The organism is Bacillus sp. G16, from assembly GCF_021282335.1.
Classification (GTDB): domain Bacteria; phylum Bacillota; class Bacilli; order Bacillales; family Bacillaceae; genus Bacillus; species Bacillus inaquosorum.
In genome coordinates this window covers 214,960-240,270 of record NZ_JAJSOZ010000005.1, presented here as the reverse complement: position 1 = coordinate 240,270, position 25,311 = coordinate 214,960, and the positions used below count along the sequence as shown (strand labels likewise).

At 46.7% G+C, this 25,311-nt stretch carries 21 protein-coding genes and 2 pseudogenes; 9 read left to right on the top strand and 14 right to left on the bottom strand.

The window, feature by feature from the left end; translation table 11 throughout:
* Window positions 1-139 precede the first annotated feature (139 nt).
* Window positions 140-4,528: a multifunctional 2',3'-cyclic-nucleotide 2'-phosphodiesterase/3'-nucleotidase/5'-nucleotidase gene (locus tag LWH95_RS08250; protein ID WP_232919309.1), complete on the top strand. Its 4,389-nt coding sequence runs from the start codon at window positions 140-142 to the stop codon at window positions 4,526-4,528.
* A 36-nt stretch (window positions 4,529-4,564) separates the two neighbouring features.
* Here LWH95_RS08250 and LWH95_RS08245 read toward each other — a convergent pair whose 3' ends face one another.
* The 4 genes from LWH95_RS08245 to treP all read right to left on the bottom strand — a co-directional run bounded on the left by LWH95_RS08245 (window position 4,565) and on the right by treP (window position 9,279).
* Window positions 4,565-5,230, bottom strand: a complete 666-nt coding sequence (locus LWH95_RS08245; RefSeq protein ID WP_232919308.1) for an NAD(P)H-dependent oxidoreductase — start codon at window positions 5,228-5,230, stop codon at window positions 4,565-4,567.
* Between the two features lie 140 nt (window positions 5,231-5,370).
* Window positions 5,371-6,087 carry a trehalose operon repressor gene (gene treR / locus LWH95_RS08240; RefSeq protein ID WP_133488994.1) on the bottom strand — a complete coding sequence of 239 codons (717 nt, stop codon included), beginning with the start codon at window positions 6,085-6,087 and terminating at the stop codon, window positions 5,371-5,373.
* Window positions 6,088-6,107: 20 nt separating this feature from the next.
* Window positions 6,108-7,796, bottom strand: a complete 1,689-nt coding sequence (treC, locus tag LWH95_RS08235; protein WP_232919307.1) for an alpha,alpha-phosphotrehalase — start codon at window positions 7,794-7,796, stop codon at window positions 6,108-6,110.
* 70 nt (window positions 7,797-7,866) lie between these two features.
* Window positions 7,867-9,279 carry a PTS system trehalose-specific EIIBC component gene (gene treP / locus LWH95_RS08230; protein ID WP_100276058.1) on the bottom strand — a complete coding sequence of 471 codons (1,413 nt, stop codon included), beginning with the start codon at window positions 9,277-9,279 and terminating at the stop codon, window positions 7,867-7,869.
* A gap of 222 nt (window positions 9,280-9,501) precedes the next feature.
* Here treP and LWH95_RS08225 point away from each other — a divergent pair.
* Window positions 9,502-9,833, top strand: a pseudogene (locus tag LWH95_RS08225) (spore germination protein); the annotation flags it as partial.
* A gap of 16 nt (window positions 9,834-9,849) precedes the next feature.
* Window positions 9,850-10,075 (top strand): annotated as a pseudogene (locus tag LWH95_RS08220) (endospore germination permease); the annotation flags it as partial.
* Here LWH95_RS08220 and LWH95_RS08215 read toward each other — a convergent pair.
* Window positions 10,072-11,442, bottom strand: a complete 1,371-nt coding sequence (locus tag LWH95_RS08215; protein WP_232919306.1) for an alanine/glycine:cation symporter family protein — start codon at window positions 11,440-11,442, stop codon at window positions 10,072-10,074. The pseudogene LWH95_RS08220 and the gene LWH95_RS08215 overlap by 4 nt on opposite strands.
* 129 nt (window positions 11,443-11,571) lie before the next feature.
* Entirely contained in the window at window positions 11,572-11,964 is a 393-nt protein-coding gene (locus LWH95_RS08210; protein ID WP_003239874.1) for a J-domain-containing protein, read from the bottom strand.
* A gap of 257 nt (window positions 11,965-12,221) precedes the next feature.
* On the opposite strand from LWH95_RS08210, the gene ltaS reads away from it, so the two are divergent.
* Window positions 12,222-14,171: a lipoteichoic acid synthase gene (gene ltaS, locus LWH95_RS08205; protein ID WP_019257772.1), complete on the top strand. Its 1,950-nt coding sequence runs from the start codon at window positions 12,222-12,224 to the stop codon at window positions 14,169-14,171.
* 32 nt (window positions 14,172-14,203) lie between these two features.
* Here ltaS and nagE read toward each other — a convergent pair whose 3' ends face one another.
* Window positions 14,204-15,562: an N-acetylglucosamine-specific PTS transporter subunit IIBC gene (nagE, locus tag LWH95_RS08200; RefSeq protein WP_232919305.1), complete on the bottom strand. Its 1,359-nt coding sequence runs from the start codon at window positions 15,560-15,562 to the stop codon at window positions 14,204-14,206.
* Between the two features lie 169 nt (window positions 15,563-15,731).
* Here nagE and map point away from each other — a divergent pair, with 169 nt between their 5' ends.
* The 4 genes from map (at window position 15,732) to LWH95_RS08180 (ending at window position 17,451) form a co-directional block, all read left to right on the top strand.
* Window positions 15,732-16,481 carry a type I methionyl aminopeptidase gene (map, locus tag LWH95_RS08195; protein WP_003223067.1) on the top strand — a complete coding sequence of 250 codons (750 nt, stop codon included), beginning with the start codon at window positions 15,732-15,734 and terminating at the stop codon, window positions 16,479-16,481.
* 81 nt (window positions 16,482-16,562) lie between these two features.
* The gene (locus LWH95_RS08190; RefSeq protein WP_232919304.1) at window positions 16,563-16,877 is read left to right on the top strand and encodes a DUF3243 domain-containing protein; all 315 of its coding nucleotides are present in this window, start codon (window positions 16,563-16,565) and stop codon (window positions 16,875-16,877) included.
* Window positions 16,878-16,986: 109 nt separating this feature from the next.
* A complete protein-coding gene (locus LWH95_RS08185) occupies window positions 16,987-17,142 on the top strand; it encodes a hypothetical protein (protein ID WP_003239883.1) in 156 nt (51 codons plus the stop codon).
* A 171-nt stretch (window positions 17,143-17,313) separates the two neighbouring features.
* Window positions 17,314-17,451 (top strand): YflJ family protein, encoded by a 138-nt coding sequence (locus LWH95_RS08180; RefSeq protein ID WP_003239885.1) that lies wholly within the window; start codon window positions 17,314-17,316, stop codon window positions 17,449-17,451.
* A 41-nt stretch (window positions 17,452-17,492) separates the two neighbouring features.
* Here LWH95_RS08180 and LWH95_RS08175 read toward each other — a convergent pair whose 3' ends face one another.
* Window positions 17,493-18,158 carry an MOSC domain-containing protein gene (locus LWH95_RS08175; RefSeq protein ID WP_232919303.1) on the bottom strand — a complete coding sequence of 222 codons (666 nt, stop codon included), beginning with the start codon at window positions 18,156-18,158 and terminating at the stop codon, window positions 17,493-17,495.
* A 66-nt stretch (window positions 18,159-18,224) separates the two neighbouring features.
* On the opposite strand from LWH95_RS08175, the gene LWH95_RS08170 reads away from it, so the two are divergent.
* A complete protein-coding gene (locus tag LWH95_RS08170; RefSeq protein WP_060398155.1) occupies window positions 18,225-18,500 on the top strand; it encodes an acylphosphatase in 276 nt (91 codons plus the stop codon).
* Here LWH95_RS08170 and nosA read toward each other — a convergent pair.
* From nosA to yflR, 6 genes are all read right to left on the bottom strand, one after another.
* A complete protein-coding gene (gene nosA, locus LWH95_RS08165) occupies window positions 18,491-19,582 on the bottom strand; it encodes a nitric oxide synthase (RefSeq protein WP_232919302.1) in 1,092 nt (363 codons plus the stop codon). The two genes, LWH95_RS08170 and nosA, sit on opposite strands and share 10 nt — an antisense overlap.
* Window positions 19,583-19,700: 118 nt before the next feature.
* Window positions 19,701-20,495: an MBL fold metallo-hydrolase gene (locus LWH95_RS08160; protein WP_232919301.1), complete on the bottom strand. Its 795-nt coding sequence runs from the start codon at window positions 20,493-20,495 to the stop codon at window positions 19,701-19,703.
* A 55-nt stretch (window positions 20,496-20,550) separates the two neighbouring features.
* The gene (gene citM, locus LWH95_RS08155) at window positions 20,551-21,852 is read right to left on the bottom strand and encodes a citrate transporter CitM (RefSeq protein ID WP_225516071.1); all 1,302 of its coding nucleotides are present in this window, start codon (window positions 21,850-21,852) and stop codon (window positions 20,551-20,553) included.
* 196 nt (window positions 21,853-22,048) lie between these two features.
* Entirely contained in the window at window positions 22,049-23,008 is a 960-nt protein-coding gene (locus LWH95_RS08150) for a tripartite tricarboxylate transporter substrate binding protein (RefSeq protein ID WP_119913547.1), read from the bottom strand.
* A gap of 2 nt (window positions 23,009-23,010) precedes the next feature.
* Window positions 23,011-23,691, bottom strand: coding sequence for a two-component response regulator CitT (citT, locus tag LWH95_RS08145; RefSeq protein ID WP_019257761.1), 681 nt, complete (start codon window positions 23,689-23,691; stop codon window positions 23,011-23,013).
* Window positions 23,663-25,291, bottom strand: coding sequence for a two-component sensor histidine kinase CitS (gene yflR / locus LWH95_RS08140; RefSeq protein WP_232919300.1), 1,629 nt, complete (start codon window positions 25,289-25,291; stop codon window positions 23,663-23,665). Before yflR ends, citT begins: the two co-directional genes overlap by 29 nt.
* Window positions 25,292-25,311: the final 20 nt, after the last annotated feature.

The following is a 25,311-nucleotide window of genomic DNA, read 5'->3' as shown; positions in this document are numbered from 1 at the left end:
GCAGCTGTCGTTTGATGCCGTTACATAATACTCATTTTTCTCCCTTTTACAATAATCATAAAGAAACACCTACAAATAGTTACAAAATATTCTTACAATAGGAGCTGTAACACAAATTTCGTTGAAAGGTGGAGAACTGGTGAGAATACAGAAAAGACGAACACACGTCGGTAACATTCTCCGTATTCTTTTGCCCCCAATTATGATACTTAGCCTAATCCTCCCAACACCACCCATTCATGCAGAAGAAAGCGCGGCCCCTCAGGTACATCTGAGTATTTTGGCCACGACTGATATTCATGCCAACATGATGGATTACGATTACTACAGCGACAAAGAAACGACGGATTTTGGCCTGGCAAGAACGGCACAGCTGATCCAAAAGCACCGCCAGCAAAACCCAAACACCCTTCTCGTCGATAACGGCGACTTGATTCAAGGGAATCCGCTGGGCGAATACGCGGTGAAATATGAAAAAGACGACATTATCTCCGGTGCGAAAACCCACCCGATTATCAGCGTCATGAATGCGCTGAAATACGACGCCGGCACACTGGGCAATCATGAATTCAACTACGGGCTCGACTTTCTGGACGGCACGATCAAAGGAGCCGATTTCCCGATTGTAAATGCTAACGTCAAAACAACAAGCGGTGAAAATCGCTATACGCCGTATGTCATTAAAGAAAAAACCGTCACCGACGAAAACGGCAATGAGCAGAAAGTGAAGGTTGGCTACATAGGCTTTGTCCCGCCGCAAATTATGACATGGGACAAAAAGAATCTCGAGGGTCAGGTGCAGGTGCAGGATATTGTAGAATCCGCCAATGAAACGATCCCGAAAATGAAGGCGGAAGGCGCAGATGTCATTATTGCCCTCGCCCACACCGGCATTGAAAAGCAGGCGCAATCGTCTGGCGCGGAAAACGCCGTGTTTGATCTTGCCACCAAAACGAAAGGCATTGACGCGATCATCTCGGGCCATCAGCACGGACTCTTCCCTTCCGCCGAGTATGCGGGTGCTGCCCAATTCGATGTTGTAAAAGGAACGATTAACGGCATTCCTGTCGTCATGCCAAGCAGCTGGGGCAAATACTTAGGCGTGATTGACCTCAAACTCGAAAAAACGGACGGCTCATGGAAGGTGGCAGATTCCAAAGGCAGTATTGAATCCATTGCCGGCACCGTCACATCCCGAAATGAAACGGTCACAAACACCATTCAGCAAACACACCAAAACACACTGGAATATGTCAGAAAACCAGTCGGCAAAACAGAAGCAGATATTAACAGCTTCTTTGCACAGGTCAAGGATGACCCTTCCATTCAGGTTGTGACCGATGCGCAAAAATGGTACGCCGAAAAAGAAATGAAGGATACCGAGTACAAGGACCTGCCGATTTTATCCGCTGGAGCGCCGTTTAAAGCAGGCGGCAGAAACGGGGCCAATTACTATACGAACATTCCGGCCGGAGATCTTGCCATTAAAAATGTCGGTGACTTGTATCTTTACGATAATACCGTTCAGATCGTCAAGCTGACAGGAAGCGAGGTCAAGGACTGGCTGGAGATGTCAGCAGGCCAATTCAATCACATTGATCCGTCAAAAGGCGGTGATCAAGCCTTGCTGAATGAGAATTTCCGCTCCTACAATTTTGACGTGATTGACGGCGTCACATATCAGGTCGATGTTACAAAACCGGCTAAATACAATGAGAGCGGAAAAGTGGTCAATGCGGATTCATCACGGATTATCAACCTTTCCTATGAAGGTAAGCCGATCAGCCCAAGCCAGGAATTTCTCGTCGTCACAAATAATTATCGCGCATCCGGAGGCGGCGGTTTCCCTCACCTGACGAGCGATAAGATTGTCCACGGCTCCGCGGTTGAAAACAGACAGGTACTGATGGATTACATTATTGAACAAAAAACAGTCAATCCAAAAGCGGACAACAACTGGTCAATCGCACCTGTTTCCGGAACGAATTTGACGTTCGAATCCTCGCTTTTGGCCAAGCCATTTGCCGATAAAGCAGATGATGTTGCATATGTAGGCGAGTCTGCCAATGATGGCTACGGTGTGTACAAGCTGCAATTCGATGATGATTCAAATCCTGAGCCTCCTAAAGACGGACTGTGGGATCTGACTGTGATGCACACGAATGATACGCACGCCCACCTCGATGACGCAGCGAGACGAATGACGAAAATCAACGAAGTACGAAACGAAACAGACCACAACATTCTCCTTGATGCGGGAGATGTGTTTTCGGGCGACCTGTATTTCACAAAATGGAACGGTTTAGCCGATTTGAAATTCATGAACATGATGGGCTATGACGCCATGACTTTCGGAAACCATGAATTTGATAAAGGTCCGACAGTGCTTTCTGATTTTCTAAGCGGAAACAACACAACCGTCGATCCGGCAAACCGCTATCACTTTGAAGCACCTGAATTTCCGGTCGTCAGCGCAAACGTAGATGTATCAAATGAGCCTAAGCTGACATCATATGTCAAAAAGCCGCAAACCTTTACGGCAGGTGAAAAGAAAGAGCCTGGCATCCACCCTTACATTCTGTTAGATGTTGATGGTGAGAAAGTCGCTGTATTCGGACTGACAACGGAAGATACAGCCACCACATCAAGCCCGGGCAAAAGCATCGTATTTCATGATGCGTTTGAAACAGCGCAAAACACTGTCAAAACGATTAAGGAAGAAGAAAAAGTAAACAAAATTATCGCTTTAACCCATATCGGGCATAACCGTGATCTTGAGCTAGCCAAAAAAGTAAAAGGCATTGACTTGATCATCGGCGGACACACCCACACCCTCGTTGACAAAATGGAAGTCGTGAACAACGAAGAGCCGACGATCGTGGCGCAGGCCAAAGAATACGGCCAATACTTGGGGCGTGTTGATGTTGCGTTTGATGAGAACGGCGTGGTGCAAACAGACAAATCAAATCTGAGCGTACTGCCGATTGATGAACATACAGAAGAAAACGCAGAAGCCAAAAAAGAGCTCGATCGGTTCAAAAGTGAATTAGAGGATGTAAAAAATGAAAAAGTCGGCTACACGGATGTAACGCTTGACGGCCAGCGTGAGCATGTGCGCACGAAGGAAACCAATCTCGGAAACTTCATCGCGGACGGCATGCTGGCAAAAGCGAAAGAAGCAGCCGGCGCCAGAATAGCAATAACAAATGGCGGCGGCATCAGAGCCGGAATTGACAAAGGCGACATCACACTCGGCGAGGTGCTGAACGTGATGCCGTTCGGCAACACGCTTTATGTGGCAGATTTGACCGGAAAACAAATTAAAGAAGCTCTTGAACAAGGATTAAGCAATGTGGAAAACGGAGGCGGCGCCTTCCCTCAGGTGGCTGGAATCGAATATACCTTTACATTAAACAACGAACCTGGACACCGTGTTTTAGACGTGAAATTCGAATCGCCTAACGGAGACAAAGTTGATCTGAATACAGATGATACCTACCGCGTGGCAACGAATAATTTTGTCGGCGCCGGAGGAGACGGATACTCTGTCTTCACAGAGGCATCCCATGGTGAAGACCTTGGCTACGTGGATTATGAGATTTTCACTGAACAGCTGAAAAAACTAGGAAACAAGGTCTCTCCTAAAATCGAAGGACGCATCAAAGAAGTATTCCTGCCGACAAAGCAGAAGGACGGCAGCTGGACACTCGATGAAGACAAATTTGCGATTTATGCGAAAAATGCCAACACGCCCTTTGTCTATTATGGAACACATGAAGGATCTCAAGAGAAGCCTATCAATCTTAAAGTGAAAAAAGATCAGGTCAAGCTTTTGAAAGAAAGAGAGTCAGATCCTTCATTGACGGTGTTCAACTACTGGTACAGCATGAAGATGCCAACGGCGAACCTTAATACCGCGGACACTGCAATTGGAATCAAATCTACCGGTGAATTGGACGTGTCCATCGGAGACGTATATGACTTTACAGTGAAGCAAAAAGGAAAAGAAGTGAAATCATTTAAAGAACCCGTTCAGCTTTCGCTTCGCATGTTTGATATTGAAGAAGCCCATAACCCTGCCATTTACCATGTTGATCGTAAAAAGAAAACTTTTACAAAGACAGAAAACGGATCAGTCGACGATGATATTGTAACAGGGTACACAAACCACTTCAGTGAATACACGATCTTAAATTCCGGTGAGAATAACAAACCGCCCGAATTTCCGTCCGATCAGCCGACAGGCGGTGATGACGGCAGCAATGGCGGAGGCTCTGATAAACCAGGCGGAAAACAGCCGACTGACGGGAATGGAGGAAATGATACACCTCCTGGCACAGACCCGACAAACGGCTCTGGAGGAAACGGATCGGGCGGATCCGGTACGGACGGCCCGGCTGGCGGCTTGCTTCCGGATACAGCCACATCCATGTACTCGATTCTCTTGGCCGGATTTCTGATCAGCGCGCTCGGAACGGCAATGTACTTGCATCAGAGGAGAAAACAGAATAGAGCGAATCAAGCATAAAAAAAGAGCTGCTCATTATCGAGCAGCTTTCTTTATTTAGACCCACTTCACAACATCTTCAACAGCAGATCTTGTTTTCGGACGAGGGTCTCGTACACGGTAGCCGAATGCCACCATCACAGAAATGTCGAAGCTTCCGTTTTCCAGAAGGCCTTCTTCTTCAAGAATGCGGTGAATGTGATCATACTGGAATCCTTCGATAGGGCAAGAATCAACGCCGATTTGCGCAGCAGCAGTCATCATGTTGCCAAGCGCAATATAGGTTTGTTTTGAGGCCCAGTCAAACAATGTTCTGTCACTTTCAAGCAAGTGCAAATCGTTTTTCTGGAACTCTTCTGTTTTGCTGAGATAGCCTTCATACACGTCCTGAGGCATTTGTTTTACTTCTTTTAAATGACGTTTGATGTAGTCCGCATCATATTTGATATCCTTCGCTGTACGCGCAAGAATCAGGACGAAGTGGCTTGCTGTCGGAAGCTGCTTTTGCGCGCCCCATGTATATTCGCGAAGCTTCTCGCGAAATTCCGGATTTTGGACGACAACAAATTTCCAAGGCTCAAGGCCGAGGGAGCTCGGAGACAGTCTTCCCGTTTCTAAAATAAATTCAAAATCGCTGTCAGATACTTTTTTATTTGGGTCAAATTCCTTTGTTGCATGTCTGAAATTGTATGCATCCAGAATTTGTGTCTTTAGATCTGCCATGTTAAACACCTCTCCTTTTGGTTACTCTCATCTCTATTGTAGCCATTATGATAAAAAGTAAAAGTACGCACATTTTTGTTGGATAGTATCAATTTTGATACCAAATAAAAAAAGCGCACTGCCGCAGGCAGGCGCCTTTCTCATTTTCCCCGCCGCGCAAAATCAACAAACCGGAATTTGTCGAGACGGTGTCTGCTTTCCGTATATTGAAACAGACTCGTATCCTCCAAAAAGACATAGTTTCTCACCACGACCATATGGTCATAGCCGCGTAAATCGAGCAACTCCCTGTCCTCATCCGTACACGGCTCGGCTACAATTTCTTTTTGGGCATAGCTGATTGAAAGACCGAGCTCTCCTTCTATATATTCATATATGGAGTTTTCACAGATTTCTTTCGTTAGGTGAGGCACATGCTTTCTGAAAAAGTAATCCTTGTCCAAAATCACATGTTCCCCGTCAATCTTTCTAGACCTGATGACTTCCCAAATGTCGTCATCCGACTGGGCCCGGAGCTGTTTTTGGATCAGCTCTGACGGGGGCTCCAGCCCGAATTTGTGTACAGTTGTTTTCGTTTCTTTGCCAAGCGTTTGCGCGAGCTCCTTGAAGCTGACAAGGCCTGAAACGGGAAACTGCATTTTTTCACGGTTGAGGACGACGGAGCCTTTCCCTCTGATTTTCTGGATATAGCCGTTTTGCGCAAGCATGTGAAGCGCCTTTCGGACCGTTTCTCTTGATGTATCATACTGTGCGGTCAACTCATGTTCAGACGGAAGAATCTCCTCCGCTTTCCACCGGCCGCCTTCAATTTGCTGTGCGATGTCTTTATAGATTGCGATGAATTTGTTCACCTTCATTATGGACCACCCAGCTTAGTTTAACACGGTTTCCTTAAACGATAAACAATGGACTCATACGGACGGAGCGTCATGTTTTGCAGTTCTTCCCTCACCTCATCGTTCGTCAACAGCACCTCTGCCTTCCACTCGTCAGGCGCTAAAGAGTCCGGCAGTGTAAAGGCTGCCTCTGTCCCGTAAAAATTATTGATGACGAGCAGCTTTTCATTGCTGCCGTGTCTGAGATACGCAAAAATGTTCGGGTCATCCTTTGCGATTAACTCATATGTTCCCTCTGTCACGATGTCATACGTCTTGCGAATCTGAATCAGCTTTTGATAATGGTAAAACACCGAGTTCCGGTCCTTCAGCGCCGCTTCGGCATTGATTTCCCGATAGTTGCCGGCGACCGGTATCCATGGCGTGCCCTTTGTAAAACCGCCATTCGGCGTATCATCCCATTGGACAGGCGTTCTGGAATTGTCGCGGGATTTCGCCTGTAAAATCGCTGTGATCTCTTGATCAGCCATTCCTTTTTCCTTAAAGGCGTGATACATGTTCAGCGATTCGACATCCCGATAGGAGCTGATGTCCGAAAACTTCGGATTCGTCATTCCCAGCTCCTCACCCTGATAAATATAAGGCGTGCCCTGCATCATCTGAATGGCGGTAGCGAGCATTTTCGCCGATTTCACCCTGTACGCGCCGTCATCTCCATATCTCGATACGACGCGCGGCTGATCGTGATTGCACCAGAACAGAGCGTTCCATCCTCCTCCAGCGTGCATCCCCGTCTGCCACTCGGATAAGATCTCCTTCAGCTTCAAAAAGTCAAACGGCGCCAAAGCCCATTTCTCACCATTTGGATAGTCAACCTTGAGATGATGGAAGCTGAACGTCATATCAAGTTCTTTATTGGCAGGATTCGTATACCGGATGCAATGGTCCACAGACGTCGAAGACATCTCACCGACCGTCATACTGTCATAATGCGAAAACACCCTTTCGTTCATTTCATGCAGATATTCGTGCACCCGCGGCCCGTCAGTGTAAAAGGAACGGCCATCGCCTCCGTCTTCCGCATTCGGAAAGCGCTGATCTTTAGAAATCAGGTTAATGACATCAAGCCTGAAGCCGTCTATTCCCTTTTCAAACCAAAAATGCATCATGTCATAGACATGCTTTCTGACCTCTTCATTTTCCCAATTCAAATCAGCCTGCGTCACATCAAACAAATGTAAATAGTATTGGCCCGACGCTTCGTCAAGCTCCCATGCCGAGCCGCCGAATTTCGATTCCCAGTTCGTTGGAGCAGAACCGTTTTCCTGCGGGTTTTTCCATATATAAAAATCACGGTACGGGCTGTCTTTTGACGAGATCGCCTCTTGAAACCATTTGTGCTCTGTTGACGTATGATTGACGACAAGATCCATGACGACTTTCAAGCCTCTTTTATGCGCCTCAGACAGCAGGCGCTCAAAATCCTCCATCGTCCCGTATTCAGGATAAATCGAGTAATAATCACGAATATCATACCCATTATCATGCTGCGGAGAGTCATAAATCGGCGTCAGCCAAAGCACATCCACCTGAAGTGTTTTTAAGTAATCAAGCTTTTCAATAATGCCGTTCAGATCGCCGACACCGTTTCCCGTCGTATCGTTAAAGCTTTTCGGATAAATTTGATAGACCACGGCTTTTTTCCACCATGGCGTTTGTTCTGTTTTCATCTGTCTCCACCACCATATTTAAATTAAAAACGGGAAAAGGGAACGTTCAACACGTCCCGCTCCCCATTGGTTATCTATGTTTGAATCTTGCATACGCGTATGTTCCGGCAAACGGCACGATCAATACAATGGCCATCCCGATTGCAAACGCGCCCCAGTACTGGCTCATGATTGAGAAAATCCCCGGCACGCCGCCGACACCGACGGAGCTTGCCAGCACACCTTGGGAAGAAATATACATTCCGGCCAGCCCTGAGCTGATCATCGCAATAATAAACGGGAATCTGTATCGAAGATTCACCCCGAAGATGGCAGGCTCTGTAATGCCGAGATAAGCTGAAATCCCTGAAGTGAGGGAAAGGCCTTTTTGTTTCTCATCCTTCACGATAAACATCATAGCCAGCGCAGACGAACCTTGTGCGATATTAGAAAGCGCCAGCATCGGCCATAAAAAAGTTCCGCCGAGCTTTGAGCCGATGAGCTGCAGGTCGACTGCAAGAAACGTGTGATGCATGCCGGTAATCACGAGCGCCGAGTAGAAACCGCCATATAACAAACCGCCTAGTGCGGCAAAAGAGCCAAACACCGAGATAAGCCCTGAAGTCAGCACGTTTCCGATCGCAAATGTAACCGGGCCGATTATGATAAAAGAGGCAAAGCCTGTTACGAGAAGCGTAATCGGCGCGACAACGAGCAGCTGTATGCCTTCAGGTGTGCGTTTTGTTAAGAACACCTCTATCTTCGCCAGCATATAGGAAGCCAGCAAAATCGGGAGCACCTGTCCCTGATAGCCGACTTTCTGCACTTCAAGTCCAAACAAATTCCATACCGGGATCTTTCCGCTTTGTTCCGCGGCTCCATAGCCCCACGCGTTCAGCAAATCAGGATGCACGAGCATCACGCCGAGCACAATGCCAAGCAGCGGATTGCCGCCGAACCGTTTGACCGCAGACCAGCCGATTAACGCCGGCAGAAACGTAAAGGCCGTGCCCGCAATCAGGTTAATCATATTAGCGAGATCCGCCCACTGCGGATAGACCTGCACAATCGACTTTGTGCTGAAGAAAATGCCTTGCGCCGTTAAAATGTTATTGATCCCCATCAAGAGACCTGCCGTGACAATCGCAGGCAATATCGGAATAAAAATATCTGCAAGCGTTTTCACAGCACGCTGCAAAGGATTCATATTTTTTTCTGAAGCCTTCTTCACTTCATCCTTTGTTGACTCGCCAATCCCCGTTTCCTTGACCAGTTCAGCATATACTTTGTTGACCGTTCCCTGGCCGATCACGACCTGAAACTGCCCGTTTGTCGAAAACGACCCCTTCACAACGTCAATTTGATCAAGCACCTCTTGGTCAACCTTGCTTTCATCTATTAATGCAAAACGCAAACGTGTCACACAATGAGTTGCCGCTGCAATATTTTCAACACCGCCGACTGCTTCGACAATCTGCCGTGCCGATTTGTTCAGTTCCCCCATGCCAACCCCTCCGTATTCATTTTATAACTTGTATATACAACTTATGATTATATTGTATTCCTGTATATACATGTCGTCAACAACTTTTTATAGCGCTTTCATCCTAGGCCAGGAATATCTAAAACAACAAAGTTCCCCTAAAAAGTCACAAGCACTTATTGAATAAGACATTGAAAAAGCAGGGTGAGCCATGGATAAACGCGCGAAAAAGCGCTTCAGCTCATCAAAGAGCTTAAGAAATCAGGACAGACCGCTCTCTCCCGATTTGAAGGAGAACTTCGATAATCTGACTTTATTAACAGAAGGCTGCTCAGACATCGTATTTAGACAATTTAACTTTGGAAACGTGCTGTGCGGATTTATTGTTTATATCGAAGGAATTGTAAAATCTGAACATATACAGGCTCACGCCCTCCGACCTTGCTTGAGGGATTTGATGGGGATCAGATAGATGAACATAAAGAAGCGCTGCAAAATACACTATCGATTTCAAGCGTTGCGGCAGAAACGATTTTAAGCAAAGGGGCTGTTTATTTGCCGACGGGCATTCAAAATGATTGATCTTGAAGATACGGACTTTCCTTCTTACATTCAAAAGTCGACCTGAAAGCCATGTAACACCAACCGGCATGTTTTAGTCGTATCCAGATTTTGGTTCTTTCTAAATACAAAGCAGCTGATCGACTTTAACAGAATCAAGCCGATCATCAATGTATTGATTTCCCTTTTGCTGCTTTTATTCATCTTTTTGATCATCAAAAGCAAAGCGATGTTCGCCGCCAAAGCAAAACACTAAGAATTTTTGGCCTCTTTTGTCTGATAAACAGAGTTCTGTTTTGTTTTTCCTCTATCTTTCAGATAATACTGTTCAGATGTAAAAAATTCGGTATATAACGCTTTTACCTTTCTGCTCAATAACAACAGTGCAATCACATTCGGAACGAGAATAAAAGCCAATGCTAGATCCAGAAAGCCCCAGATGGCTTTTGCTCCGCCAGCAGCACCTATGATAATAGCCGCTAAATAAACGAATTTGATCACATGTCCTGCCAGCCGCCCGAACAGAAATTCAGCTTGCTTAACGCCGTAAAAAATGACAACCATAATGGTCGAGACAACAAAGAAAACGAGGGAAATCGAGACGAAGTACCCTCCTCCAGAACCGAAATAGTGCTGAAATGCAGCCGTCGTCAGTGCCGCCGGGTCATTTGAGGCATTCTTCCCTGTCCAGACTCCGGATGCAAGGACGACAAAAGCCGTGGTGGTGCAGATGATCAAGGTGTCAATGACAATGCCGATCACAGACCAGAACCCTTGCCTCACAGGGTGATCAGTCATTGCCGCCGCATGTGCAATCGGGGCTGTTCCCATTCCTGCTTCATTAGAATACAGCCCGCGGGCGAATCCCCAGCGAACGGTTTCAGCCAGTGCAGCACCTGCAAATCCTCCAACTGCTGAAGAAGAGGTAAACGCATTGGAAAAGATGAGAGAGAAAAATGCCGGCACTGATGAAAGATTCATGAGAACAATCAGAAGACCGGCTCCCGCGTATGCCCCTGCCATAAGAGGCACGATAAACTCTGTTACTTTTCCGATCCGCTTGACCCCTCCTATCACCACTAACCCGATCAAAAATGCAATGCCGATTCCCGCGTATATTTTATTGAAAGAAAACGTTTCGGCAAGTGAGACTGAAACCGAATTCCCCTGAACCATGATGCTCGGGACCAGCTCCACGATCAGCGCAACAGAGAACATCGGTCCCCCGACAAATTCCCCCTGCTCGTTTTTTTCTCTGTAATGAACAGCAAGCACACTTTCAGAAAACTTAATGGCCATCGCAAATAAGGCAATAAGCCACATCCAAAAAACCGCTCCGGGACCGCCAAACATAATAGCAGCAGGCACACCGACAATGTTCGCCGCACCTATTGTTGAGCTAAGGGCTGACGTCAATGCCTGAAGCGGTGTGACTGTGCCCTCTCCCTTCGGCTTTTTTCCTACGCTGCCGATCGTCTGCTTCAAAATATATAACGGATAGCGAAATTGAAAACATTTCAGCAAAATGGTGAAGTACAATCCCGTCCCCGTCAGCAAGATGATTAGCGGCGGCCCCCACAGCCAATCAGATATTCGCTCTATCCATTCCAATAGTCGTTCCATCCCATCACCCTTTTTTCGTTTATGAGTTCATTTCCCCGCAGATGGAAAAACATAAACCTATAAGACTGAGAACTGCTGGAACATAAAGAGGATGGCTGTTATCAATCGCCATCCTTCAGACAGGAAAAATCAGCTGGAAGAAGGTCTGTTTCGTCCAAGCCGGTCATATACTTTATTCTTATAAAAAGCGGACGCTGGCTTTGAAAACATGCCTTTTTTGTCGACAAGCTTATCAAGCATCATCTGCTTTTCTGTTTTTTTTCTCATTAATTGCTCGCGTTCTTTGTCGTCATAGCACTTTGCGATTAAATGGTCGATGGTCATAAGCTCTTTTTTGAGCGCACCCTCGTCCTCTGCCATTCCCGCATTTTTTAACATACGGTAGCTCATGCGGAGCGATTCGGGCAAGTGTGCCGCGTCATCTTTTGGCAGCGGCTTTCCCATTCCCGGGAGGTTTTCAAATTCTCCGTCTTTGATGGCGCGCTTAATTTTATCTTCAGACACAATATGAGAAAAATCCATCCTTCCACCTCTTTTCATTTACAGCTTATATTTTATCATACAACCGTCACAATACCATTTTATTCCTTAATTTCTAAAAAGAAACCTCTTTTTACATTTGGCAATATGTCAAAAAAACATTGATTCGACGGCGTTTTTCGCCACTTTTACCATCGTACGATTTTCACTTTTCTAATCCGCCGATTCGTGTTATATTTGATACGTTCGTTTTTTCTATCGTTTCGCTCGAACTGTGATCGGAAAAAAGGAGTGTAACAATGAAAACATTTATTAAAGAAAGAGGACTGGCCTTCTTCTTAATCGCGGTCGTCCTATTATGGATCAAAACGTATGTCGGTTATGTCCTTAACTTCAACTTAGGAATAGACAACACGATACAAAAAATATTGCTTTTTGTGAATCCTCTCAGCTCAAGCTTGTTCTTTCTTGGCTTTGGTCTTTTGTTCAAGAAAAAATTACAGCAGACAGCCATTATAGTGATTCATTTTTTAATGTCTTTTTTACTGTACGCAAACATTGTGTACTACAGATTTTTCAATGATTTTATTACAATTCCGGTCATTATGCAGGCTAAAACAAACGGCGGCCAACTCGGCGACAGCGCATTTTCGCTGATGAGACCGACTGACGCCTTTTACTTTATCGATACGATCATTCTGATCATCTTGGCGATTAAAGTGAACAAGCCTGCCGAAACGTCGAGCAAAAAATCGTTCCGAATCGTTCTTGCGTCTTCAATTCTGGTTTTCCTAATCAACCTGGCAGTTGCGGAATCAGACCGTCCTGAATTGCTGACAAGATCATTCGACCGAAACTATCTTGTGAAATACTTGGGAACGTACAATTTTACGATTTATGACGCTGTGCAGAATATCAAATCCAACAGCCAGCGCGCGCTTGCCGATTCAAGCGACGTGACGGAAGTTGAAAACTACATGAAAGCCAATTACGACGTGCCGAATAACGTGTATTTCGGCAAAGCGGAAGGAAAAAACGTTATTTATGTTTCTCTTGAATCTCTGCAGTCATTTATCATTGACTATAAAATTAACGGCAAAGAAGTCACACCGTTCTTAAATAAATTGGCACATGACAACGAAACGTTTTACTTTGATAACTTTTTCCACCAAACGGGACAAGGTAAAACATCCGATGCGGAATTTATGATGGAAAACTCTCTGTACCCGCTGGCTCAAGGTTCAGTTTTCGTAAACAAAGCGCAAAACACGCTTCAATCTGTTCCTGCAATTCTGAAGTCTAAGGATTACACATCTGCTACGTTCCACGGAAACACGCAGACGTTCTGGAACCGAAACGAAATGTACAAAGCGGAAGGCATCGATAAGTTCTTCGATTCTGCCTACTATGACATGAACGAAGAAAACACGAAAAACTACGGCATGAAAGACAAACCGTTCTTCAAAGAATCAATGCCGCTGTTAGAAAGCCTGCCGCAGCCGTTCTATACGAAGTTCATTACCCTGTCTAACCACTTCCCATTCGGAATGGATGAGGGGGATACAGACTTCCCGGCTGGAGACTTTGGTGACTCTGTCGTCAACAACTACTTCCAGTCAGCCAATTACCTTGATCAGTCCATTGAACAATTTTTCAATGACCTGAAAAAAGACGGGTTATATGATAAATCGATTATCGTGATGTACGGAGACCACTATGGCATCTCTGAAAACCACAATAAAGCGATGGCCAAAGTCCTTGGCAAAGATGAAATTACCGATTATGACAACGCCCAGCTTCAACGGGTGCCGCTCTTTATCCACGCTGCCGGCGTGAAAGGCGAGAAAGTTCATAAATATGCCGGAGACGTTGATGTGGCTCCGACCATTCTGCATTTGCTCGGAGTGGATACGAAAGACTATCTGATGTCCGGTTCTGATATTTTATCTAAAGAACACCGTGAAGTCATTCCGTTCCGTAACGGAGACTTTATTTCACCGAAGTACACGAAAGTATCCGGCAAGTATTACGATACGAAAACCGGAAAAGAGCTTGATGAATCTGAAGTCGACAAGTCAGAAGACTCACTCGTCAAGAAGGAACTTGAAATGTCCGATAAAATCATAAACGGAGACCTGCTGCGTTTCTACGAGCCGAAAGGCTTTACGAAGGTGAACCCTTCTGATTATGATTACACAAAACATGGCGAGGATTCTTCCGAAACGTCAACGGATGACGAAGATAAATAAGAAAAAGCAGAGAGGCTAGCCTCTCTGCTTTTTTATTTCACCGCAGCTCTTAATTCCTCCGCCGCAAATTCCACATTTGGGCCAATGATCACTTGAACCGATTGCCCGCCTGATTTGACAACCCCTTTTGCGCCTGCTTTCTTTAACAGCGCTTCATTCACTAAAGCGGTATCCTTCACAGTCAGCCGCAGTCTTGTGGCGCAATGATCAATGGTTTGAAGGTTTTCTTTTCCGCCGAGCCCTTTCAGCATGATGTTTTCATTGACATCCTGAGCTGTATTTTCATCCAGCACTTCATCAATGTCATCATCTTCCCGTCCCGGCGTTTTTAAATTCAATGCCTTAATCAGTACATAAAACACGATAAAGTATATTGCCGCATAGCATATACCTACCAGAAGCAGAAGCAGCGGTTTTTCTGCGATTCCGTAGCTGAGCACATAATCGATGGCTCCGGCTGAGAAAGAGAAACCTGTGCGGATGCCGAGCCAGTTGACGATAAATAAAGACAGCCCGGTTAAGACCGCGTGAACAGCGTATAAAAGCGGAGATAAAAACATAAATGCAAACTCAATCGGCTCCGTAATCCCTGTAATAAACGCAGTCAAGGCAAACCCGATCATCATTCCCGCCGTCGCTTTCCGTTTTGACGGCTTCGCAGTTACAACCATAGCCAGACATGCCGCCGGAAGACCGAACATCATAATTGGGAAGAATCCGGTCATATATGTGCCCGCTGTTGGATCTTTCGCGAAAAAGCGCGCCAGATCACCTGTCACTCCGTTATATTCTCCGAATTGGAACCAGAAAATATTGTTCAGCACGTGGTGAAGGCCAAGCGGAATTAACAGCCTGTTGAACAGGCCGAATATGCCAGCTCCAATGCCGCCGAGCCCCAGCATCCATTCTCCAAACGCATTAATGCCCGATTGAATCGGCGGCCAGACAACTCCGAATATGCCGGCTAAAATAATCGTAATAATGGCTGTTACAATCGGCACAAGCCGTCTGCCGCTGAAGAATCCAAGATATTCAGGCAGCTTTGTATCCTTGAAGCGGTTATAGGTGTAACCGGCTATTAAACCAGCAATGATTCCCCCAAATACCGCCATGTTGTTTGTTTTATCAATTGTCTTTGTCGCCGCGTCAAGCATCAGATACGATATCGCCCCTGATAAACCCGCGGCCCCATTGCTGTCCTTTGAAATGCCGATGGCAATCCCGATCGCGAAAATAAGCGGCAGATGATCAAAAACCGCCGTCCCCGCTTGATAGATAAACGGGATATTAAATACATCCTCTCTGCCAAGCGCAAGGATTATTCCAACTGCAGGCAGAACCGCAATCGGGAGCATAAATGACTTCCCGAGTTTTTGTAAAAATGAAAGCATACCCATCCCCCTCATACCCTTTTTTTTCAAATATACCATATAAGATATCTAGTGATCTATACCAATTTTCCCGGAGTATTTCTTTTTTCCCAGGTCCGTGTGTTTCCTATTTTTAAGACAGTTGTGGTAAGCTTAATCTAGATTATTTAAAAGAAAGCGGGAATGACAGATGATTGTAACAAACGATCAAGAATTAGAAGGCCTGAAAAAAATCGGAAGAATCGTCGCGCTGGCGCGTGAAGAAATGAAACGGAAAGCAGAGCCCGGAATGAGCACAAAAGACCTTGACCTTATCGGAAAAGCGGTGCTTGATGAGCACGGCGCCGTTTCAGCTCCTGAGAAGGAATACGACTTTCCGGGCGTGACATGCATCAGTGTAAATGATGAAGTGGCTCACGGCATACCAAGCACCTCCAAAATTTTAAAAGCCGGAGATCTTGTAAATATTGACATCTCCGCTGAATTTGGCGGTTTCTATTCCGACACAGGCATCTCATTTGTGCTCGGTGAAGGAGAAGAACGCCTTCATAAGCTTTGCCAATGCGCGGAAGACGCTTTTCAAAAAGGGCTGCAGCAGGCAAAAGCAGGCAAGCGCCAAAACCAAATCGGAAGAGCCGTTTATCATGAGGCACGCTCTCAAGGCTTTACCGTCATCAAAACCCTGACCGGCCACGGAATCGGCAGAAGCCTGCATGAAGCGCCGAACCACATCATGAACTATTATGATCCGTTTGATAACGCGCTTTTCAAAAACGGCACAGTTATCGCGCTTGAACCGTTTATTTCAACGAAAGCAGAAACGATTGTTGAAGCTGGAGACGGCTGGACGTTCAAGACACCGGATAAAAGCATGGTTGCCCAAGTTGAACACACCATCGTCATCACAAAAGATGAACCGATTATCCTGACAAAACTGTAAAACACATTCCGGGCTGCCGGATGGTTTAACCTCCGCCAATTGCAGGTAAAGCATCACTATTCTGCAGGAGGAGGTATTGCAATGAACAGAGATCAAGAAAAAATCCAAATTGAAAACGAAATGAATGCAATGCATGGCACAACAAAAGAAGAAATTTTAAAAGACTTCGAGGAATTTAAAGACTACCTGAAAAAACAAGTTAACCGAGGCAGAAAGCTGGGATTGGATGACGGCAAGCTTGTGAAAAGCGCCGCGATCCTGGGAGACTACCTCAAGAAGCATGAAGAGCCGCAAAACAGTGAAGAAATGCTGCTGCAAGAGATTTGGAGCGTTGCGGACGAAGATGAAAAACAACATTTGGCACAGCTGCTGGTCAAATTGGTTGATAAACAATAAAAACACGAGCCGGGCACATATGCTGCCCGGCTTTCTTGATATTGTCACAGCCCGGCTCTTCCAGATATGCTACACTACTATTATGTCTGTGAAAGGAGCCTTTATCTGCATGTGGTTTATTATTTTCGGCATCATTTTTTTCATTGAAGGCATCATTATGACCGTTTACGGCGTGAAGAAAAAAAACGGGATGCTCACATATATCGGCATTGTGTTCAGCATTATGACATTTGGCGTTGTCATGATGAAACTAACCGGCCATTAAATCATATTCAGCTTTACTCCGCATATACATACAGAAGAACATTCGTACAGCTAGTGCGAAAGGCTCAGTTTTTCCCGCACCTCTTTTCAGCATCTTTTCATGGATGTTACAATGCCAATCGTTTGGTAAAATCCTCTCCATTGGGAGAGATAGGGAAAGGAGTTTTCTGACATGCATTACGGCAGTAAAGGCTGGTATGTGGCAGAATTAAAAAAGCAGGGGATCACGCACCATGAAGGAAGAAAGCTTCAAAGCTATAAAACCTATTTTCTTGCCAACCTGCTTGAAACAAAGAAAAAACAATCTTAAAAATGGTAAAGCCGCGCACGTTGATATGCGCGGCTTTTTTTCTATTCAGCGGGCTGCAGCCTGTCCCTTTTTTTCATAAATGACGCTCTCCAGCTTTCCGACAGTGCGTCTTCACTTAAAATCCGCTCAATGGCAGCAAGATTTTTTGTGTCATGGTAGTTGATACGGTTTGCGAATTGGACTGAGATGCTTGCCGCTCCTCTGGACAGCAATTCCAGTTTGGCGCCGGGAGCCACTCTGCCCTCTTCCAGCACGCGAAAATAAAAGCCGGTATAGCCGGTTTGCTGAACCTTCAGCACCATTTCCTTTACACCAAACTTTTTCGCCAGCTTTACACACGGCTGGCGCGGCTGGCTGACCTGAACAACAGCTTCATCAAGCTTGAACACATCCCCGATGCAAACGTTCTCCTCGGTCAGGCCCGTGACCGTCAGATTTTCACCAAATGCGGCGTTTGGCAGCGGTCTTGAGATGAACTCTTCCCAATACGGATAATGCTCCGCCGGGTAGACACAGACAGCCTTATCAGGTCCGCCGTGATTGACGAGGTCCGCCTGTCCGTCTCCTTCAAAATTCTCCCGATACAGCATGACAGCGGAATCAGCCGGCCGCTTCATGATGCCGGTTTCGATTTTCTTTCCGTCATATTCAAGCGTCTGCGGCTTGCCTAGATTAAGAGAAAGAACTGAATAATGCGCTGGTTTCATACAAACACATCCCCTTTACAGGTTGTAAAATGATTGATTATCATAAAAAGAAAAGGTGGTTTTTACATGCTTCAATACCGAATCGTTGTAAACGGCCGGGTTCAAGGTGTGGGCTTTCGCTATTTTGTTCAAATGGAAGCCGATAAGCGAAAACTGGCCGGCTGGGTCAAAAACCGAGATGACGGCCGTGTCGAGATTTTGGCAGAAGGCCCGGAAAACGCCTTACAATCGTTTCTTGAGGCTGTAAAGAAAGGCAGCCCTTTCTCAAATGTTACCGACGTCTCTGTCACTGAATCCCGCAGCCTTGAAGGCCATCACCGTTTTTCCGTTGTTTACTCGTAAGGCTTATCCTGATAAAAGTAGTTTGGCTTAACGATTGTGTTGTCATAGGAACGGTGGAAGATATGAGTGGCAGCGGGTGAAATCGGCGGAATCAGCCACGTCCAGTCCCCCGTCAGCTTTCTGCCCGCTTCTTCCTCCTGTTCTTCAAACCGTTTAAACTGGCTTGCCGCGGTATGATGGTCAACGATGCTGACACCTTGCTTTTTATACGAGTGCAGCACAGCTTTATTCAATTCAACAAGCGCTTGATCCTTCCATAAATCCGTATTGTAATCAGTAGAAATGCCGATAACGGACGCGACTTTTTTGAGCTTGTCGTACCGCTTTTCATCTGCCAGGTTTCTCGCTCCGATTTCCGTGCCCATATACCAGCCGTTAAACGGTGCGGCATTATAATGAATGCCCCCGACCTCAAGCTTCATATCAGAAATAATCGGCACGCCGTACCATTTCAGCTCCAGATCAGAAAACGCTTCGATATCCGGATGTGTGATTGGAACCTCGATCACAAGTGATCGCGGCAGGTCATACCAGACCGGCTGTTCGTCGCCTTTCATGCGAAAAATGAGCGGCAGCAGGTCAAAATCCGTTCGCTCTCCGCGCCAGCCGAGCTCTTCGCAGGCTGCGGTCAGGGAACGGGAAGCCGGGTCGCCGATTCTTTCTCCGTCTGATTCATATCCAGCGTACCGGATCAGCTGATGATTCCATATCTCGACTTGCTTTTCACCCTTCTCTTCCGGAGGGAAAATCGTAATGGTCGGCCTGATTTTCCCGTTATTGGTGGCGGTTTCAATATGATGAAAGAGGGCGTCACGCACTTCTTCCTTCGTCCGGACGTCACGTCTGTCGATGACATTCAGCGAATTCCAGAACAATCTGCCGATGCAGCGGTTGCTGTTTCTCCAAGCCATTTTTGCCCCGTGCGCAAGCTCTTCCCTCGTATGTACATAGCTTCCGGTCCGGTCAATTTCACTTTTAATGCTATCGAGACGGTCTTTCACTTCCTCTTCCTTGCCCAATTCCTGATAGCATGCGGCAATAAACGCTTTCGCTTCGTTCCAAAGTATTTCTTTTTCTTCCAACAAACTCTCCCCTTCAAATCGCATTCATGCTTTTCATTGTATCGTTTTTAAGCCGGAAGACAAATGATTTTTCTGTATCTTCTTGGAAAACAATAAAAAACACCCGCGTGTGTGGGTGTTAAAGAGACGCTAAACGATTTGCCAATTCAATTAAGTCACTGCGAAAGTTTTTGCCGGTCATCGGTATGCCATGCCCCGTCAGCAGTACTTCCGGTTCAAGGCCGGCAAGCTTCTGAATGGATTCGGCAGCCGTCTCTGTGTCAGGCGTGAAATAAGCCGGCGGCCCATGAAGCTCTTGTTTTTGAATCAGGACGTCAGCCATTTTCTCCTGTTCCACGGTAATGACTGCATCGCCTGATACAAGCACGCGTCCGTCCTCGCGGAATAACGAAATATGGCCCGGCGTGTGTCCCGGAGTCGCAATCCACATCCACTCGTCAAGAAACGGTACAGAGCCGTCTTCCGGCAGTGTCTGCACATGTGAGGAAATATCGATGGAGTGCCGCGGAAACAGCGGCGACAGCTTGGCAACCAGCCCGCTCTTGCTGTCAGGACGAGCCGGAGGATAATCCTTTTTACCTGTTACATAAGGCATTTCCCGAGAATGGACATACACAGGAACATCCCAATGCTCAAGGATCCCTTCGATTGCCCCGATATGATCAAAGTGCCCGTGTGTGAGGATAATCGCCCTCAGCTGAAAATCATCGCCGAATCTTTGTTTGGCTTCACTTACAATCATGTCGGCTGATTGAGGCATGCCCGCATCAATTAAAACAAATGAGCGAGGTTCAGAAGGCAGCTGAATAAAATAGACATTCGCAATTTGCACGGTCAAGCCGTGCACCCCTTTTGCCGCTTCGAACCCCGTTCCGCTTCTGACCGAAGTCAGCGGCATATAAGGATCACTCATGATGACACCTCCGGTATGTTGTATGCCGTTAGTGTGTGTCATTACGCTTGAATTATCATACGGAAATAGAGATCGCACCGATCAATAGAGCGATAGCCGTCATGACGATCACTGCGAGAACCGCCCATTTCAATGCGAATTTTTGATGGTCGTCAATAGAAACCCCGACAAGTCCGACAAGCAAATGAGTAGACGGCACAAGCGGGCTCAGCATATGAATCGGCTGGCCGATGATAGAGGCTCTGGCAATTTCCACTTTATCCACACCATATGCGACAGCCGTTTCTGATAAAATCGGCAGCACCCCGTAGAAATATGCGTCATTCGGCATCAGAAATGTGAAAATGCCGCTGGTTAAGGCCACAATCGCCGGGATCAATCCGCCCATTTGTTCAGGAATCATAGACACGAGCGAAATCGCCATTTCATCAACCATTTTGGTGCCTGTCAAAATCCCCGTAAAAACCCCTGCCGCAAAAATCATTGAGCCAATAGCCAGCACGTTGCTGGAATGCGCCGAGATGCGCTGTCTCTGATGCTCAAGGTTTGGATAATTCACAATCAGTGCAATACAGAAAGCAATGACAAACAGTACGGTTAAACTGACTTTACCCGATACTAAACATCCTATCAAAGAAAGCGTTAACAATAAATTGAACCACCACAGCTTCGGCCGCCTCCACTCATCTTCAACCGCAGCCGCCGGTTCATTGGCATTGGCCGGCTGTTTCAGTTCAATCACCCCAAGGCGCTTTCGTTCCGCTTTTCCAAGCACATACGCAACTGCAACCATACAAAGCATCCCGCTTGCGATGACAGGAATCATCGGCCCTGTAAGCTCAGCCGGATCAACCCCCAGCGCGCTCGCCGCCCGCGGCGTCGCGCCACCCCACGGAATCGTGTTCATGATCCCCATGCCGACTCCCGCGATTCCCGCCAGGATAATCGGCCGGATGCCAAGCAGCAGATAGAGCGGAAGCATTGCGCTTGTCGTAATCATATACGTGGTCGAGCCATCCCCGTCCAAAGCGACGAGCATCGTAAGAACCGCCGTCCCGACAACAATTTTTAACGGGTCGCCTTTGACCATGCTTAAGATTTTGCCAACCATCGGATCAAACAGCCCTGTATCAATCATAATCCCAAAATATAAGATCGCAAACATAATCATGACCGCAGTCGGCGCTACCTGCTGAATCCCCGAAATCATCATGTCCCCGACTTCAGTAAATCCAAATCCGGCGATCAGCGCAAACACAATCGGCGTCAAAACTAACGCTGTCAGTACAGAAAGCCGTTTTGTCATGATCAATGCCATAAACACGAGCATCATGAGAAAGCCTAAGATTGCTAACACACCCATTCCCCCTTAAATGAATCCGCTTACATTTTTTCTCCCTTACTCCCCTTTTTGTCTTGCCTTTTTGCCATCGTATGGGAAAACCATTCGCAAGTAAATAAATAGGTTTTTTTGTATTTTTAATTTTTTAAAACCGTTTTGTTCTTTTTGGTCATTTCTGGGTATATCAAAAAGATCCCGGAATGCCGGGATCTTAATGTCCTGTCATAATGCTTTGATAAAAAACGGATTGCTGGTCAAGAAACCGTTTCGTTTCCCTGCTGTTCAAATAAAAGCTTTCCCAATCCTGTTCGTTTATTTTCCGCTTCCACTCAGGCGAGGATGTGACCTTCTTTAGCGCTTGATCCCAGTAAGAAATCTCTTCCTCCGACATGTTTTTCGGGCCCAAAACCCCTCTCCAATGAGAAAACACAAACGGGATCCCCTGCTCCTTCCACGTCGGAACATCAGGAAAACCTGGAAGCCTTTTATCAGACGTTACAGCAGCTAATGTGATATCGCCGTGCCGCTCATATGGTTTCGCTTCAGAAAGTGTCATGGAAGCCGCTTCTATCTCATGTCTGAACAGCGCCTGAATGAGCTGCTCACTGCTGTCATACTGCAAAAATTGAATGTCAAAAGGGTCAATGCCGTACATATCAGCCGCTCTGACAAACGAGAGCTGATCATCATTGCCAAGCCCCGGCGCAAAGCCGATTTTCACCTTGCCGGGATGCATCTTAATCTCATTCAGCAAATCCTTGCCGTTTGTTAACGCTGATCCTTTTGGCAATGCAACAGTCTGCCATTCCTTGGAGAGAATGGCGAGCGGGGTAAAATCGTCTGTTTTTAATTTGCTTTGCCCGAGAAGATCATTGCTCAGGATTAAACTGGACGTCATGCTGATGGTCTGTTTACTGCTTTCATTGACATATTTCCAGCCTTTCTCTCCCCCGCCGCCGGGTTTATAGACAACATGAACCTCACCCTTCACGATCTGCTTCTGCCTCAGAACAGATTGGATCGCCTGCGCTGTGACATCCCAGCCGCCAGAAGGCTCAGCGGGGACGACAATTTCAATTGGCCCGTCTGGCAGGCGCGGCGCAGCCGCCTGCCTGATGTCCCCCTGCATAAAGATCAATAGAGCAATCAATAGGATCATATACTTTTTCATATCTAGTCCGCCGCCAAATAATATTTTCTCTCCGGCCTGCCGATAATCCCGTATTCAAGCTCGGCTCTTGCTTCTTCCTTTGCCACAAGGTACTCGGCATAGCGGCGGGCAGTCGTTCGTGACGCCCCCATTTTTTCCCCAAGCTCTTCTGCTGTCAATCCTTCTGCTGCATTCCGAAGCGCTTCTTTAATTTTTCGCAGTGTTATCGAATTAATGCCTGTCGGCAAATTCTCTGCCGGCAAAGATGTCTTCACACCGTTCCCGAAAATATGATCGATCATGGATTGGCTGACCTCCGGCTGAGACAAAAGCAGCTTCCTTTTTTCTTTATACTGAAGCAGCACTTGTCTGAACTTGTCAGCCGTTACGGGTTTGATCAAATAGTGGGCAATCCCTGCCCTGAGCGCTTCCTGTAAATGACGCGTTTCTGTTGCCGCTGTGATGATCATAATGTCCACTTCAGGAAATCGGCTTCGTATCTCAGGAATCAATGTGGTCCCAAGCTCGTCCGGCATATAAATATCGAGCAGAAGCAAATCAGCCTTTTGTTCCTCCAAAAGCGCCATTGTCTCTTTGGCATTGGCCGCTTTTCCGATAATCTTGAATCCATCAAGCTGTTCAATCAATCTCTCATGGATTTGCGCAACCCGAAAATCATCCTCCGCAATCGCGATGTGAATCAAATGGATTCCCCCTTTGTTTCTCCTTCGGTATAAATACAGTGAATACCGCACCGCCACTTTTTTGGTTCGCCAGTTCGATCCAGCCGCCCAGTTCATGCACTGAGTCTTTGACATTAGCCAGACCGTAGCCTCTCTTCATCCCCTTTGAAGAATAGCCTCTTTGAAATACAGCTTCCATCTTATCGGGCGGTACACCGGGCCCTGTGTCTGATACTTCGATGACAATATCATGGCCCATATCCGTGATGAAAAACAAAACCTCCTTCACGCTTTGCTCTGCTACCGCTTCGAAAGCGTTATCAATTAAGTTGCCAATAATCGTAATGAGATGGGACAAGCCGATATGTGCAGGAAGAGGCGCGAGCGAGCTGTTCTCATCAATAGACAGCTTGACCTTTTTTTCCGATGCCTTGCTTATTTTTCCCAGCAAAATCGCCTGCACCTGCTGCGAATGGATGTTTTGGAATAAAATATCATGCTGTTCATTTTGTATCGCGTATTCTTCTTTAATCAGCTCAATGGCTTCATCATACTCACCGAGCTCAAGCAGCCCTAAGATCGCGTACAGCTTATTTGAGAATTCATGGGTCTGCGCCCTGAGATCCTCAGAATATTTGCGAACCTCTGTCAGTGTGTCGATCAGCTTTTTCAGCTCTGTTTTCTCCCGGAAGCTGACGACAATCCCATACGCCTGCCCGCCTTGAGTCATCACTTTCGTATTGATAATAAAAACTTGATCATTGACACTTACCTCCTGGTTCGGCAGCATGTCTCCTTGTTCAAGCACAGACTTCAGCCCGGCTCCCGGCATGACGTCCTCAATAGGAAGATGGATCACAGGCTCGGGAAGCTTCAGCATCTCGGCCGCCGACACGTTCATCATGGTGACGACGCCTTCACGATTGGTGGCAATGATTCCTTCTCTAATCGCAAAAAGCATTGCATTCCTTTCCCGATAAAGAGCCGCGATCTCATGCGGCTCAAGGCCAAGCGTATCCTTCCTGATGCTTTTTGCCAGCGCGGCGGCACCGGCAAATCCGAGCAGCAGCACAAGCACAGCGATCACACTCAAGTTTCTCAGATGCTTTTTGATGCCTTGCTCCGTCTCCGTTTGCAGAAAATCAACAGACACGCTGCCGATTACTTGGCTGTATCCCTTCTGCTCTTTAATGATCGGCGCGCTCCCTCTGATGACTCTTCGTCCATCTGCTTTTGTTTCAGAAACATGCGAGCCGCCAAACAAAATTTCTCTGCTGCGCTCCAGCTTCTTTTGACCGCTTTTTTCCGAGGCGCTCCGAATGTCTCCTTTTTCGTCCAACACATAAATGGCATACGCGCCAGTCTGTTCTTTCATTTGTTCAATGACCTCTTGCGTCTCAGCCGCATGTCCGCCTTTTCTCTCAATGAGCTCTTTAGCCGGCGGCATATAGGAAATGGTTCTCGCCGTTTGAACCGCCAGCTGCTCTGCCTGTCTCCGTTCCTCCTGTGTATGCTGAACGGCTAACGTAATGGTCAGCACACCAATGACAAAGACCAGCAGAGCCGCAATGAGCCCCATTATTTTTGTTTGCAGGGAAAAATGGACCCGCTTTTTCACCACAGCACCAGCCGTCCTTTCTA